General features: G+C 61.4%; 14 protein-coding genes. 8 read left to right on the top strand and 6 right to left on the bottom strand.

Features of this window, described 5'->3' with window-relative positions:
- Positions 1 to 139: 139 nt before the first annotated feature.
- Genes hpf through AC2A1F_RS09835 form a run of 6 tightly spaced genes read right to left on the bottom strand, consistent with a single transcriptional unit; the run spans position 140 to position 4,413 of the window.
- Positions 140 to 724, bottom strand: a complete 585-nt coding sequence (gene hpf / locus AC2A1F_RS09860) for a ribosome hibernation-promoting factor, HPF/YfiA family (protein WP_484208584.1) — start codon at positions 722 to 724, stop codon at positions 140 to 142.
- A 56-nt stretch (positions 725 to 780) separates the two neighbouring features.
- Positions 781 to 1,485 carry a DNA polymerase III subunit epsilon gene (gene dnaQ / locus AC2A1F_RS09855; RefSeq protein WP_484208583.1) on the bottom strand — a complete coding sequence of 235 codons (705 nt, stop codon included), beginning with the start codon at positions 1,483 to 1,485 and terminating at the stop codon, positions 781 to 783.
- Positions 1,486 to 1,527: 42 nt separating this feature from the next.
- Entirely contained in the window at positions 1,528 to 2,139 is a 612-nt protein-coding gene (gene coaE, locus AC2A1F_RS09850; protein WP_484208582.1) for a dephospho-CoA kinase, read from the bottom strand.
- Positions 2,136 to 2,993: a shikimate dehydrogenase gene (gene aroE, locus AC2A1F_RS09845; RefSeq protein ID WP_484208581.1), complete on the bottom strand. Its 858-nt coding sequence runs from the start codon at positions 2,991 to 2,993 to the stop codon at positions 2,136 to 2,138. Before aroE ends, coaE begins: the two co-directional genes overlap by 4 nt.
- Positions 2,990 to 3,577: a Maf family protein gene (locus AC2A1F_RS09840; RefSeq protein ID WP_484208580.1), complete on the bottom strand. Its 588-nt coding sequence runs from the start codon at positions 3,575 to 3,577 to the stop codon at positions 2,990 to 2,992. Before AC2A1F_RS09840 ends, aroE begins: the two co-directional genes overlap by 4 nt.
- Positions 3,574 to 4,413: a pyruvate, water dikinase regulatory protein gene (locus AC2A1F_RS09835; protein WP_484208579.1), complete on the bottom strand. Its 840-nt coding sequence runs from the start codon at positions 4,411 to 4,413 to the stop codon at positions 3,574 to 3,576. The genes AC2A1F_RS09840 and AC2A1F_RS09835 overlap by 4 nt, the downstream gene beginning before the upstream one ends.
- Positions 4,414 to 4,772: 359 nt before the next feature.
- Between AC2A1F_RS09835 and hemE the strand changes: the two genes are divergently transcribed.
- The 8 genes from hemE to AC2A1F_RS09795 all read left to right on the top strand — a co-directional run bounded on the left by hemE (position 4,773) and on the right by AC2A1F_RS09795 (position 13,365).
- Positions 4,773 to 5,834: a uroporphyrinogen decarboxylase gene (gene hemE / locus AC2A1F_RS09830; RefSeq protein ID WP_484208578.1), complete on the top strand. Its 1,062-nt coding sequence runs from the start codon at positions 4,773 to 4,775 to the stop codon at positions 5,832 to 5,834.
- Between the two features lie 146 nt (positions 5,835 to 5,980).
- Positions 5,981 to 6,424: a CopD family protein gene (locus AC2A1F_RS09825; RefSeq protein ID WP_484208577.1), complete on the top strand. Its 444-nt coding sequence runs from the start codon at positions 5,981 to 5,983 to the stop codon at positions 6,422 to 6,424.
- A gap of 252 nt (positions 6,425 to 6,676) precedes the next feature.
- A complete protein-coding gene (gene rho / locus AC2A1F_RS09820) occupies positions 6,677 to 7,933 on the top strand; it encodes a transcription termination factor Rho (protein WP_484208576.1) in 1,257 nt (418 codons plus the stop codon).
- A 242-nt stretch (positions 7,934 to 8,175) separates the two neighbouring features.
- Complete coding sequence (locus AC2A1F_RS09815; RefSeq protein WP_484208575.1) at positions 8,176 to 10,731, top strand: helicase-related protein; 2,556 nt, start codon at positions 8,176 to 8,178, stop codon at positions 10,729 to 10,731.
- 17 nt (positions 10,732 to 10,748) lie between these two features.
- Positions 10,749 to 11,075, top strand: coding sequence for an RNA-binding S4 domain-containing protein (locus tag AC2A1F_RS09810; protein WP_484208574.1), 327 nt, complete (start codon positions 10,749 to 10,751; stop codon positions 11,073 to 11,075).
- 15 nt (positions 11,076 to 11,090) lie between these two features.
- The gene (gene fdxA, locus AC2A1F_RS09805; protein WP_484208573.1) at positions 11,091 to 11,429 is read left to right on the top strand and encodes a ferredoxin FdxA; all 339 of its coding nucleotides are present in this window, start codon (positions 11,091 to 11,093) and stop codon (positions 11,427 to 11,429) included.
- Between the two features lie 364 nt (positions 11,430 to 11,793).
- Positions 11,794 to 12,318 (top strand): CarD family transcriptional regulator, encoded by a 525-nt coding sequence (locus AC2A1F_RS09800; protein WP_292629591.1) that lies wholly within the window; start codon positions 11,794 to 11,796, stop codon positions 12,316 to 12,318.
- Positions 12,319 to 12,627: 309 nt separating this feature from the next.
- Positions 12,628 to 13,365, top strand: a complete 738-nt coding sequence (locus AC2A1F_RS09795) for a head GIN domain-containing protein (protein ID WP_484208572.1) — start codon at positions 12,628 to 12,630, stop codon at positions 13,363 to 13,365.
- Positions 13,366 to 13,490: the final 125 nt, after the last annotated feature.

The following is a 13,490-nucleotide window of genomic DNA, read 5'->3' as shown; positions in this document are numbered from 1 at the left end:
GGCCCGGCGAATTGGGCCGCGCAATGCGCCCGAATGCTTGTGAAGGCAAGCGCAAAGCGATTCGTAAAACTTTGTCAAACGGGTGTGTCCGAGGACCGGTATGGCCCTCGGAACAGGCAGGAGGTCTGCCCAGACAGGCTTATCCAGGCTCAACCCAGCCAATCGATCCGTCACCCCGGCGATAGACCATGTTGTGTGTGTCGGTTGCTGCGTTTTTGAACAGCAGCGCATTGGTATTGCGCAGATCGAGCATCATCACCGCGTCCGATACGCTGGCTGTTGGTACATCCACCCGCGTTTCGGCAATGACCAGCGGTGCGTCGGCCGGTTCTTCCTCGCCTGCCTCGTCATGCGCAAAGACCGTGTAGTTTGCGTCCTGCACCACGAAGTTGGCCTCATCGGCCTTGCGTGCATGGTCAGCGCCTTCATGGCGGTCCTTGATCCGGCGGCGATAGCGGCGCAGCTGCTTTTCAATCTTCTCGGCTGACTGATCAAGCGCAACGTGTGCGTCCTGCGCCACCGCGCTACCTTTCAGGATCAGGCCCTGCGCTACGTGCGTCACGATATCACATCGGAAACCGCCATGCGGGGCCTTGCCCATAGTCACGTGGGAGGAAAGCGCTCGGGAAAAATGCTTCTCGACGATGGCGCCAAGGCGCTCTTCAGCGTGAGTCTGCAGTGCGGCACCGGTATCGACCTGGTGTCCCGAAACGCGAATATCCATAGTTTACTTCTCCTGTTGCTCTGGCCAGATCGCTCCGGCCAACCCATCTGCCGCGCTTATCCGCGCGACCAGATCGGCTCGCTGAAACCCGACATGAACGCATCATGGCGGGCAAGCTCCTCCGCGCTCGCGGCATGCGGGCGCGGGGAACGGTAGGGGCGGGGACTATTCCCAGAGACCACAACGGTCTCCTGCGTCACAGCGGCATCAGCCCTTGCGGCAACCTCTGCCGCCAGTTCGAGTCCGATCTGCCTTCCGCCCAGTAACTCAACATATAGCTGCGCCAGCAGTTCCGCATCCAGCAGCGCGCCATGCTTGGTGCGGTGGCTGCGGTCGATGCCATAGCGCGAACACAGCGCATCAAGGCTCAGTTTGGCACCGGGGTGCTTGCGCCGACCAATGGCCACGGTATCGATCATCCGATCCCGGCTGATTGGCTCCAGCCCGCACATTTCCAATTCGTTGTTGATGAAGCCGAAATCGAAGCCTGCATTGTGCGCCACCAGCGGCGCATCGGCGATGAATTCGAGGAACTCCCCTGCCTTTTCGGCGAATTTCGGCTTGTCGGCCAGGAACGTGATCGACAGGCCGTGTACAGCCTCAGCCTCGGCCGGCATGTCGCGTTCGGGGTTGAAATAGCAATGGAAAACCGAGCCCGTGGGCACCAAGTTGACCATTTCGATGCAGCCAATCTCTACCAGCCGATCCCCGCTCTTGGGGTCCAGTCCAGTCGTCTCGGTATCGAACACGATCTCACGCATTCATGGATATGTGGACCTGCAACAGGGGGCTGGCAAGAGGCGCTAGGGCTTAGCGCGCGGGTTTTTTTCCCGTATCTGTGCCACCAGTTGCGCCACTTGCGCTTTCGTCTCCGCCAGCGTCACCCCGGTGTCGATCACGTGGTTGGCCCGCGCCCGCTTTTCCGCATCGGGCACTTGCAGCGACAGGATATGCGCAAACTTTTCCGCGGTCATGCCGGGCCGCGCCAACACGCGTTCGCGCTGCACATGGGCAGGCGCAGAAACCACCATCACCGCGTCCAGATCGCTGCCGTGGCCCTTTTCATAAAGTAGCGGAATGTCGAACACGACGATCGCCTCCCCCAGATGCTCGATCATGAACGCCTCGCGCATCCGCGCCACGGCAGGGTGCACAATCGCTTCCAACCGCTTGAGCGCCGCTGCATCACCAAAGACTTTTGCGCCCAGTTCTTGCCGCTTCACGCCTTGCGGCCCGGTCGTGCTTGGAAACGCCGCCTCAATCGCAGGCAGCAGTTCTCCACCCGGACCCTGCAGATGATGCACCGCCGCATCGGCATCGAACACCGGCACGCCCAGTTCGCGCAGCATCATCGCCACGGCAGACTTGCCCATGCCGATCGATCCGGTCAGCCCCAGAACGAACGGCCTGCTCACGCCCCAATCCTCCGCCGCAATTCCACATCCGCCTCACCACGTGGCGGCACAGCGTCAAAGAACCGGCGGAACGCATGGTCAGCCTGCCCGATCAGCATCGACAGCCCATCGACCGTACGGAACCCCAAACCTCTAGCGGACTTGAGTAATGCCGTATCCAACGGAGATGTAACGATATCATAGAAGATCGAGCCCGGCGGAGCATGGCTAAGGTCAAAGATCAGTGGCGGCTGCCCAGTCATCCCCAGCGACGAGGCATTGACCACCAGATCAAAGCACCCTTCCCGGTCGTCGAAGGCAAAATCAGTCGCATCGGCAAAGTGATCAAGCGGCGCGACATAATGCTCCCCACCGGGATCCAGCTCGTTCAGCAGCGCGCGCGCCTTATCCCCGTTGCGCCCGGCCAGCACGATCATCACCCCGGCATCGGCCAGCGCCGTAATGATCGCCCGGGCCGCCCCGCCCGTGCCCAGCACCCGCGCCATGCGGAAATAATGCGTCTTGCCCAGCTCTTCGCGCAAGGGCTCCAGAAACCCCGGCGCGTCAGTATTGTATCCCACCAGCGCACCGTCTTCGGGCACAATGGTGTTCACCGCCCCGATCCGCGCGGCCAGCGGATCCAGCCGGTCGAGCAGCGGAATCACGGCCTGCTTGTGCGGCATCGTCACGTTGCAACCACGCCAATCCGCGTCCGCCCGCCGCGCGGCCAGATAGTCAGCCAACCCCTCTGCCGTCACATGTGCCCGGTCGTAGCGTCCTTCCATCCCCAGTTGTTCCAGCCAGAACCCATGGATGACCGGCGATTTGGATTGCGCAATCGGGTCCCCGATCACTTCGGCATAAGGCGCATTCAAGACGGCAACTCCTCCTGCGCACGCAAGGCCGCCAGTAGCGCCAGCAACGGCATGCCCAGCACGCTGAAGTGGCTGCCGTCGATCTGCTCGAACAGCTGCACCCCTAACGCCTCGATGCGAAACACCCCGACACAGCCCGAAACGGCGGGCCATTCCCTGTCGAGATAGCTCTGGATAAACCCGGGAGAAAGCGCCCGAACCTGCAGTTTTGCGGTCTCGCAGGTTTTCCACACCACTTGTCCATCACGCATAAGCACGGCGGCGGAATGGAGGTGCATCTGCTTGCCCGAAAAGAACTCCAGATGCTCCACGGCATTTTCGCGGCTCACCGGTTTGTCGAATTGCCGCCCCGCCACCTCCACCAGCGAATCCCCACCCAAGACCAGCCGACCCGGCATGGCCGACGACACGCACAGCGCCTTGGCCTCGGCCAGAACGCTGGCGATCTGGCAGCCCGGAACCCCGATCAGCTCGCGCTTGATCGCACCCTCATCAGCATCGGATGCCCGCGCCTCGAACGGCACACCTGCGGCTTCGAGCATCATCTTGCGTGATGCGCTCTGGCTTGCCAGCACCAAGGTCATATCGGCTTCACTCCATCTCCGCTTCCACCAGCGGCAACCCGTTCGTTGTAAAGATTGATCACCGCCGCAGCCGTCTCTTCAATAGAGCGGCGCGAAACGTCAATCACGGCCCAGCCATTATCGGCAAACATGCGCCGGGCATACTGCACTTCGCGCGTCACATGCTCATTGTCGACATAGGCCGTTTCAGGCGCCTGGTTGAGCGACAGTAACCGGTTGCGTCTCACCGCAATCAGCCGTTCAGGGCTAGTCGTCAGCCCCACCACCAGCGGACGGCGCAACGAAAACAGCATCGGCGGCGGCGGGCTTTCCACCACGATCGGGATATTGGCCACTTTATATCCCCGGTTGGCCAGATAGATTGATGTCGGCGTCTTGGAACTGCGCGAAACGCCGGCCAGCACGATATCGGCCTCTTCCCAGTTCTCCCAGTTCAGCCCGTCATCATGCGCAATCGTGAACTGGATCGCATCAACCCTGCGAAAATAGGCCTCGTCCATCATATGCTGGCGGCCCGGACGGCCCTTGGCCTGCACGCCCAGCTGCTGCTGCAAGGCATCGGTAACGGTATCGAGCGCAGCCACACTCGGCAGACCCAGCGCCATGCAGCGCTGCTCCAGCCGTTCGCGCGTTTCGGTATTGACCAGCGTATAGAGCACCAGTCCCGGATTTGCGGCAATCTCCCCCATGATCCGGTCAAGATGCTGCATCGATCGCACCATCGGCCAAAAGTGGCGCACCACATGGGCCCCATCGAACTGCGCCAGCGCCGCCTTGGCAATCATTTCCAGCGTTTCGCCGGTAGAATCCGACAGAAGATGCAGGTGCAAACGCATCTGTGAGGCCTTTGTGGAGAGCCCGTCCCCCCATCGGGACAGACTTGTGGAAACCCCGCCGATAAACCACGGGACAGGATCAGGGACAAGTTCAGACCCCCTTTTCACCCTCGCTGCGAGTCCTGCTCGTGCCCGCTTGTGAACAAGTGGACAGGCTTTTCCCCAGCCTGTGGAGAGTGGTGAGAACTTCGCCTTGACGAAAGACTCCTCCGACTCTGTCCAGAGTCGCAGACACCGAAAAGTGTGGAAGCGGACTCACAAATCGGGCAGATAACCGCAAACCCCGATATCCACAGGGCCAACTAACACCATCAACCTGATTCTAAGAATCTAGTTTAAGTAGAATGGATCGAAGCACGATGCCTGAAACGCTTGTAGCAGAGTCTGAAACGCCTGAAGCTGGCCCCCTTCTCCGCACGCTCAAAGGGGAAAACCTTGCTTCCCGGCCGATCTGGCTGATGCGGCAGGCCGGGCGCTATCTGCCCGAATATCGCGCGCTCCGTGCTGAAAAGGGCGGCTTCCTCGCGCTGGTCTACGATACCGATGCTGCGGCCGAAGTCACCGTGCAGCCCATCCGCCGCTTCGGCTTTGATGGCGCGATCCTGTTTTCCGATATCCTGATCGTGCCCTATGCGATGGGGCAGGATCTGAAATTCCTCGTCGGCGAAGGCCCTGACCTTTCGCCCCGCCTGCTCGATGTGGCGCTGGAAAGCCTCACAGCCGTGCCTGAGCGTCTTTCCCCGATCTATGAGACGGTGGCCAAGGTAAAAGCGCTGATCAGCCCTGACACCACGTTGCTGGGCTTTGCAGGGTCCCCGTGGACCGTCGCCACTTACATGGTCGCAGGCGAAGGCAGCCGCGATCATCACGATACCCGTGCGCTCGCCTATCGGGATCCTTCGGCATTCCAGGCGATCATCGATGCGATCTGTGATGTGACCATCGAATATCTGTCAGGCCAGGCTGATGCGGGCGCACAAGGCCTGCAACTGTTCGATTCTTGGGCAGGCAGTCTCTCGCCCGCCCAGTTCGAACGCTGGGTCATTGCCCCCAATGCCAAGATCACCGCCGAAATGCAGCGCCGCTATCCGCATGTGCCAATCATCGGTTTCCCCAAGGGTGCTGGCGAAAAGCTTGCAGCCTATGCCCGCGAAACCGGCGTCAATGCCGTGGGCGTCGATGAAACCATCGACCCGCTCTGGGCCGCGCGCGAATTGCCTGCTGGCATGCCGGTGCAGGGCAATCTCGATCCGCTGCTGCTGTTATCGGGCGGCGCTGACTTGGAAAAGTACACGATTCGCGTGCTCGAAGCCTTTGCCGATCGCCCACACGTGTTCAACCTTGGCCACGGCATCGGCCAGCACACCCCCATCGAAAACGTCGAGGCGCTGCTGAAGATCGTGCGAGGTTGGTCGCACTAATTCCTCCCCGGCTCGGGGAGGGGAGCCATCTGCAGGATGGTGGAGAGGCACCCTCGCCCCTTCCCTAAACGAACGTCTTGCAAACCGTGCCCCCTGCGCCGAAATAGGCCGCACGGGGGCGCAAACGGCAGGCAGACACGCAACACATGCAGCAGGTATTGGCGATGCTCTATCTCTGGCTGAAAGCCGGCCATGTCATTTTCGTGATCTTCTGGATGGCGGGCCTGTTCATGCTGCCGCGCTTCTTCGTCTATCATCAGGAAGCGCACGAAGGCTCGCCCGAAAACGCGATCTGGGTGGACCGAGAGCGCAAGCTGATGAAGATCATCATGTGGCCTGCGCTCGTCGTGGTCTGGGTGCTGGGCTTGCTGCTCACCGTCAGCGGAGAATGGTTCACGCAAGGCTGGTTCCATGTGAAGCTGCTCGCCGTTCTGGTGCTCACCGCCTACCACTTCTGGCTTGCCGCCTATGCGCAAAATCTTGCCGCTGGCATCCGCAAGCTTTCGGGCAAGAAGTTGCGCCTGCTCAACGAAATTCCCGGCGTCACAGCGGCCATCATCGTCATCATGGTAATCGTAAAGCCGTTCTGACCTTCTTCCCTCCCGCAAGCGAGAGGGGCACTCCCGGTTCTCCCCTCCCGCTTGCAGGAGGGGCTGGGGGAGGGCATGTTGCAGCCAGACGGCCATCCCCGATTGACTAAACCTGCCCCACGGCATATCCCCGGAGCGTCCGGAAACAGATGCGCTGCCTTTGCTGCAGCCGCCCTCTTGCTTTCTCCAAGCCCTTCAGAGGCTTCCGGCCATCGATCTACCCCTTTGCATTCCCATGGGAATCACACGAAAATGCACCTGAAAGAACTCAAGAAGAAAACCCCGGCAGAGCTGGTCCAGATGGCCGAAGAGCTCGAGGTCGAAGGCGCCAGCACGCTGCGCCGCCAGGACCTGATGTTCGCAATCCTTAAGGAAATGGCCGAAGACGGCGAAGAAATCCTTGGTATCGGCACGATCGAAGTCCTGCCCGATGGCTTCGGCTTCCTGCGCAGCCCCGAAGCGAATTACCTCGCCGGGCCTGACGACATCTATGTCTCGCCCAACCAGGTCCGCAAATGGGGCCTGCGCACTGGCGATACGGTCGAAGGCGAAGTCCGCGCGCCCAAGGATGGCGAACGCTATTTCGCGATCACCCGCCTGATCAAAGTCAACTTTGACGAACCCGACGCCGTGCGCCACCGCGTCAATTTTGACAACCTGACCCCGCTCTATCCGAACGAGCGCCTCAAGCTCGACACGCTCGATCCCACGGTCAAGGACAAGTCCGCGCGCGTGATCGATCTGGTCAGCCCGCAGGGCAAGGGCCAGCGCGCCCTGATCGTCGCCCCGCCGCGCACCGGCAAGACCGTGCTGCTGCAGAACATGGCCAAGGCCATTACCGACAATCACCCCGAAGTCTTCCTCATCGTCCTGCTGGTCGACGAACGTCCGGAAGAAGTCACCGACATGCAGCGCAGCGTGAAGGGCGAGGTCATTTCCTCAACCTTTGACGAGCCTGCAACACGCCATGTGCAGGTCGCCGAAATGGTCATCGAAAAGGCTAAGCGTCTGGTCGAACACAAGCGCGATGTCGTTATCCTGCTCGATTCAATCACGCGCCTTGGCCGTGCCTACAACACCGTCGTGCCATCATCGGGCAAAGTGCTGACCGGCGGTGTTGATGCCAATGCCCTGCAGCGCCCCAAGCGCTTCTTCGGTGCGGCCCGCAACATCGAGGAAGGCGGCTCGCTCTCGATCATCGCAACCGCGCTGATCGATACTGGCAGCCGCATGGACGAAGTGATCTTCGAAGAGTTCAAGGGCACCGGCAACTCCGAAATCGTGCTGGACCGCAAGGTCTCCGACAAGCGCATCTTCCCCGCGCTCGACGTGGGCAAGAGCGGCACCCGCAAGGAAGAGCTGCTTGTGCCCAAGGACCAGCTGTCGAAGATGTGGGTCCTGCGCCGCATCCTCATGCAGATGGGCACAATCGACGCGATGGAATTCCTGCTCGACAAGATCAAGGATTCCAAGACCAACGAAGATTTCTTCGCCACGATGAATCAGTGAGACGTGAGGCCCGGAGAAATCCGGGCCTCTTTTCGTTGACGAGCACTTCCCAGCCCCCTTTTCGTCACCCCCGCGCAGGCGGGGGTCCAGCTTTCAAATAAAGTCGTCGCTTTGCGACGGCTTATTCGCCGCTGGATTCCCGCCTGCGCGGGAATGACGAAGATTGGCGCGACACTTCGGGCAGGGGATAAATTCCCTGCTGTCGCTTGTTTCTGCAAGCTGCGCCCGCCACATTCCCTTACATGGCCAACCGCACGCCTGCACAACCGCGCAAGTCGAGCTATACCGGAGTGGTCAAGGCCGTGCTAGGCCCCACCAACACCGGCAAGACTCACCTCGCCATCGAACGCCTCTGTGCGCACTCCTCCGGTGCCATCGGCTTCCCGCTACGGTTGCTTGCCCGCGAAGTCTATGACCGCGTCTGCGCGATTAAGGGCCCCGAAAACGTCGCGCTCATCACTGGCGAAGAGCGCATCGAACCCAAAGGCGCGCGCTGGCACTTGTGCACGGTGGAAGCCATGCCCTCCCGCCCTGATCTTGCCTTCATCGCGCTTGATGAAGCCCAACTCTCCGCCGATCCCGAACGCGGCCACATCTTCACCGATCGCCTGCTTCACACGCGCGGCCGCGAAGAAACCATGCTCTTGGGCTCCTCGATCCTCGAACCGATGGTCAAGGCGCTCGTCCCCGAGGCCGAAATTGTCACCCGCCCGCGCTTTTCCACGCTGACTCACGTCGGTGCGAAAAAGCTCTCGCGCATCCCGCCACGCAGCGCCATCGTCGCATTCAGTGCCGAGCAGGTCTATGTCATGGCCGAAATGCTCCGCCGTTTCCGGGGCGGTGCGGCGGTGGTGATGGGCGCGCTTTCCCCGCAGACGCGCAACGCCCAGGTCGCGATGTATCAGGCCGGAGAGGTCGATTATCTCGTCGCCACCGATGCGGTCGGCATGGGCCTCAACCTCGATGTCCACCACGTTGCCTTCGCAGGCCTGTCCAAATACGATGGCCACCGCCAGCGCCTGCTGACCACTGCCGAAATGGCCCAGATCGCAGGGCGGGCCGGGCGTCATCAGCGCGATGGCACGTTCGGCACGCTCGCCGGAACCGGCGGCCACGATCCCGAATTCACCGACGACGAAATCTACGCCATCGAAGAACACCGCTTCGCCCCCCTCACCCGCCTCTACTGGCGCGAAGCCGAGCCGCGTTTTGACAGCATCACCGCGCTGATCGATGATCTCGAAAGCTTCCCCCCGCTCCCACAACTGGCCATGCCCCCGCAGGCGATAGATCTCGCCGTGCTCAAACATCTGGCTGATGATGCCGAAGTTGCCGCCAGCGTGCGCGGCAAAGGATCGGTCCAGCGCTTCTGGAACGTCTGCCGCCTGCCCGATTTTCGCCAGCAGGGTTCGGAAACCCATGGTCGCTTCGTCGCCCGCCTGTGGCAGGACTTGCGCGGCGGATATCTCGGTGCCGATTTCGTCGCGCAGGCCATTGCGCAACTCGATAACCCCTCGGGCGATATCGATACGCTGCAGGCGCGCATCGCGGCGATCCGCTCATGGTCCTATATCGCGCAGCGCCCCGATTGGGTGCTGGCCCGCGATGAGATGGCCGCCCGCGCTCGCGCAGTAGAAGCGCGCCTGTCCGATGCGCTCCATGCCCGGCTCACTGAACGCTTCGTCAATCGCCGCACCACGGTGCTGATGCGCAAGGCCGGGGCTGATGCGGGCCTGCTGCCAGTGCGCCTGTCGGATGAGGGCGCGCTGCTGGTTGACGATGAACCCATCGGCCATATCGAAGGCTTCCGCTTCATGGTCGACCCGCTGGCCCGGGCCGAAGACCGCCGCCTCCTGCTGGCCGCTGCCGAACGTCACCTGCCTGGCCTGCTCGCCACCCGCGCCGATGCGTTGATACAGGCCGCCGCGCAGCCACATGGGCTGGAGTTCGAAGACACGGCGCTGGTCTGGCAGGGGCACGTCGTGGCCCGGCTTGAACGCGGCCGCCGCTTGCTCGATCCCCGCTTGCGCCCCGATCCAGCGCTAGATCGCCTCTCCGCGCTTGATAAAGCCCGCGTCATCGCCGCGCTCGAAGCATGGCTTGCCCACCATCACGCTCGCACACTTAGCCCCCTGATCGCGCTGGATGAGGCCAGCCGCGATCCCGCCTCTGGCCCGGAACTGCGCGCCTTGCTGCTCCACCTGGTTGAATCCGGCGGCGTGCTGGCACGCGAGGATTCCGGGCTGGAGCGGCTCGATCCAGCCCAGCGCAACCGCCTCAAAAAGCTGGGTGTCCGCATCGGCGCGCTGGACGTGTTCGTGCCCACAGCGCTGCGCCCTGCTGCGATCCAATCTTGGCACCGCCTTGCCAGAATCTGCACCCGCCCAGCCCCTCTGCCCCCCGAAGCCTTGCAACCGGTGGTCCATTCCAGCATCGCGCCAGCAGGCTATCGCCGCCTTGGGCAGGAATCACTGCGGGTGGATCTGGCGGAAAAGCTGCTCCATGCCGCCCACGCAGTCCGTATGGGCACAAAAGCGCGCCGCGTTTTCCTTGATCCTGCGGTTGCCCGTTCGATGAACCTGTCCACCGCTGCCTATGCCGCCCTGCTGCGGGCAGGCGGGTTTCGCGTCCATATGGGGCTGGCACTTTCGCCGAAGGCCTTTGGACCAGCGCAGCCGCCGCTGTGGGATTGGCGGCCTTTGCGCCCCGTATCGCGTGTGGCCCTTGCGCCCGATATAGTTCCAACCACCCCACCAACCGGTGCTTTTGCGGCCCTTGCCGCACTGGTTGCTAGATAGCGCAGGAGAGGCCCCACTTGCGGATCGACAAGTTTCTGTGGTTCACCCGCTTTGCTGGCAGCCGCAGCCTTGCACAGGATTGGGTCAGCGCGGGACACATGCGGCTCAATGGTCGGCGCATCGAACGCTGCAGCGCTGCTGTAAAGCTGGGCGATGTTCTGGTCCTGCCGATGCGCAGCCGGATTGCCGTGATCGAAGTCGTCGATATCCCGGCCCGACGCGGACCAGCCGCCGAAGCAGCAAACTGTTATCGCCTGCTGGACTGCTCGAACCACCATGCACCCCACTGTGCGCTTGACGCGCCGGGGGAAAGGCCTCTAGCACGGCGTGAATTTGACACCTGAGGGATCACTTCTGCCATGACCTACGTCGTCACCGACGCCTGTATCCGTTGCAAGTACATGGATTGCGTCGAGGTCTGCCCCGTGGATTGCTTCTATGAGGGTGACAACATGCTCGTGATCAACCCCAGCGAATGCATCGATTGCGGCGTGTGCGAACCCGAATGCCCGGCCGAGGCGATTCTGCCCGATACCGAATCCGGGCTTGAACAGTGGCTTGAACTGAACACCAAGTATTCCGCCGAATGGCCCAACATTACCACCAAGCGCGATGCTCCGGCAGATGCTGATGAGCATAAGGGCGAAGATGGGAAGTTCGAAAAGTACTTCTCGCCCGAACCCGGCGAAGGCGACTGATTACAGCCAGTTGTCACGCCTGCGCCTTTGTGTGAGACGTGGTTGAACGCTGATTTGACCACCATTTTTCGCAGGAATGGTACCATCAAACGCTCTGTGCCTCGGACATGCGTGTTCAGGGGTGGTAATTTTGTTGCTGAACTGCTATGTAGGAGTCCGAGCGCCGGTGGGCTTATGCCTGTCCGGCGTCTTTTCACCACGGAACCGGCAGGACAATACAGGTAATCGGATCGCAAGCCCCGCATGACCGTATGAGTATGACCGTCTGATTGGCGGCGGTTTCTCGTTACGGTTACAGGCCTTTCCCCATAAGGTCCTGCTTGCTTCCGCATCACCGGTCCTGCCCGCGTCGAAAGGATTACCAATGGCAGTCAAGGCTCTCGCCTTCGATGTTGGGGACTACGTCGTTTATCCAAAGCATGGTGTCGGCCGTGTGGTCGAACTTCAGGACGAAGAAATTGCCGGCATGAAGCTGCAGCTCTATGTGCTGCGCTTCGAAAAAGAACGCATGACGCTGCGCGTTCCGGTCAACAAGGTCGAAGCGATCGGCATGCGCAAGCTGTCCTCGGACAAGACGCTGCGCGAAGCGCTTGATACGCTCAAGGGCAAGCCCAAGGTAAAGCGCACCATGTGGTCGCGCCGCGCGCAGGAATACGAAGCGAAGATCAATTCGGGTGACCTCGTGTCCATCGCCGAAGTGACGCGCGATCTGTTCCGCGCTGATGATCAGCCCGAGCAGAGCTATTCCGAACGCCAGATTTTCGAAGCCGCCTCCTCGCGTCTCGCGCGCGAACTGGCCGCCATGGAAAAGACGGATGAGCCGGCTGCGCTCAAGAAGATCCTCGAAATCCTCAACGAACACGCGCCCAAGTATTACGAAACGGCCTGATTCGTTCCGCGAACTTTCGCAAGCAAAAGGCCCCCGGGAAACCGGGGGCCTTTTTCGTATGTTCCGCCGAAGGCAGGAAAGTGATTTCGTGCAGAAGCACAGAGACCCTTTTTACTTCTTCTCTCCGCGCCTTTGCGCCTCTGCGCGATTCATTTTTCTCTTTCTTCAGTGCAACCCCACCCGACCGACACCATCCCGCTTTCCACAAACGACGTGGCCTACGCTTCGCCACCGTGTTACATCAGTAATACAGTCAGGAGAGTTTCGGTCATGTTGCAAAATGTCGTTCGTGCCATTGCTGGCGTTGCTATGTTCGGTCTCGCCACCGCGCTTGCCGGGTGTGATGGCTCCAGCATGGCGTTCAATGGCGAAAAGGGCGTGCCCCTTGCCGATTTGGACACGTCCGGCTCTGCACCTACCGGAATCGCCCTGCTCGGCCCAGAAAATGTGCGGGTCGTGCGCGGAGACAAGCTGGCCATCACTGTCGAAGGCGAAGGGGCAGACAAGCTGCGTTTTGCCCTGTCCGAAGGCCAGCTTGGCATCACGCGCGAAGGTTGGAAACTCGGCCAGCAGACAAATGCCGCCACGGTCAACGTGACGCTGCCGATGCTCAGCGATGTCATGCTGGCAGGCTCTGGCACGCTGGTCACCGATCAGATGGGCGGGCGGGAAGCCAAAATCGTGATTGCCGGTGCAGGCGTGGTCGAGGCGCGTGCGATCGACACGCCCAAGCTTGATGTCGATGTCGCCGGTTCGGGCAAGCTGCGCGCAGCGGGCAAGGCCAAGGACCTCAATCTGACTATCGCGGGCAGTGGCGATGCCGAAATGGACGGACTCAATGCCGATACTGCCAAAGTCAATGTGGCCGGATCAGGCAACGCCCGCTTCGCTTCCAACGGGCAGGTCAATGCCAACATCATGGGTTCAGGCGAAGTCCGCGTATTTGGCCGGGCAACCTGCAAGGTCAGCGCGATGGGATCAGGCAAACTGGTGTGCGAAAACGGTGTAACGCCCAGCAGCGATGAAAGCGAAGCCGCGCAACAATAGGGTGAAAGTGCAATCCAACTACCCCCCTCCCGCAGGCGGGAGGGGACCCACTTTACTCCCCTCCCGCAGGCGGGAGGGGCTGGGGGGAGGGCATATTACATCCAAGCCTTCAAGCCTGGCTCAAC

It is taken from the genome of Novosphingobium sp. HNCC26BN242, from assembly GCF_057180525.1.
This window is presented reverse-complemented; position numbering and strand designations above follow the sequence as displayed.

Excerpts from the sequence above, each read along its gene's own strand:
- AC2A1F_RS09835 (WP_484208579.1), bottom strand. The coding sequence starts at position 4,413 with ATGCGTTTGCACCTGCATCTTCTGTCGGATTCTACCGGCGAAACGCTG.
- rho (WP_484208576.1), top strand. The coding sequence starts at position 6,677 with ATGCACCTGAAAGAACTCAAGAAGAAAACCCCGGCAGAGCTGGTCCAG.
- dnaQ (WP_484208583.1), bottom strand. The coding sequence starts at position 1,485 with ATGCGTGAGATCGTGTTCGATACCGAGACGACTGGACTGGACCCCAAG.
- fdxA (WP_484208573.1), top strand. The coding sequence starts at position 11,091 with ATGACCTACGTCGTCACCGACGCCTGTATCCGTTGCAAGTACATGGAT.
- hemE (WP_484208578.1), top strand. The coding sequence starts at position 4,773 with ATGCCTGAAACGCTTGTAGCAGAGTCTGAAACGCCTGAAGCTGGCCCC.
- AC2A1F_RS09840 (WP_484208580.1), bottom strand. The coding sequence starts at position 3,577 with ATGACCTTGGTGCTGGCAAGCCAGAGCGCATCACGCAAGATGATGCTC.
- hpf (WP_484208584.1), bottom strand. The coding sequence starts at position 724 with ATGGATATTCGCGTTTCGGGACACCAGGTCGATACCGGTGCCGCACTG.
- AC2A1F_RS09815 (WP_484208575.1), top strand. The coding sequence starts at position 8,176 with ATGGCCAACCGCACGCCTGCACAACCGCGCAAGTCGAGCTATACCGGA.
- AC2A1F_RS09800 (WP_292629591.1), top strand. The coding sequence starts at position 11,794 with ATGGCAGTCAAGGCTCTCGCCTTCGATGTTGGGGACTACGTCGTTTAT.
- AC2A1F_RS09825 (WP_484208577.1), top strand. The coding sequence starts at position 5,981 with ATGCAGCAGGTATTGGCGATGCTCTATCTCTGGCTGAAAGCCGGCCAT.
- AC2A1F_RS09795 (WP_484208572.1), top strand. The coding sequence starts at position 12,628 with ATGTTCGGTCTCGCCACCGCGCTTGCCGGGTGTGATGGCTCCAGCATG.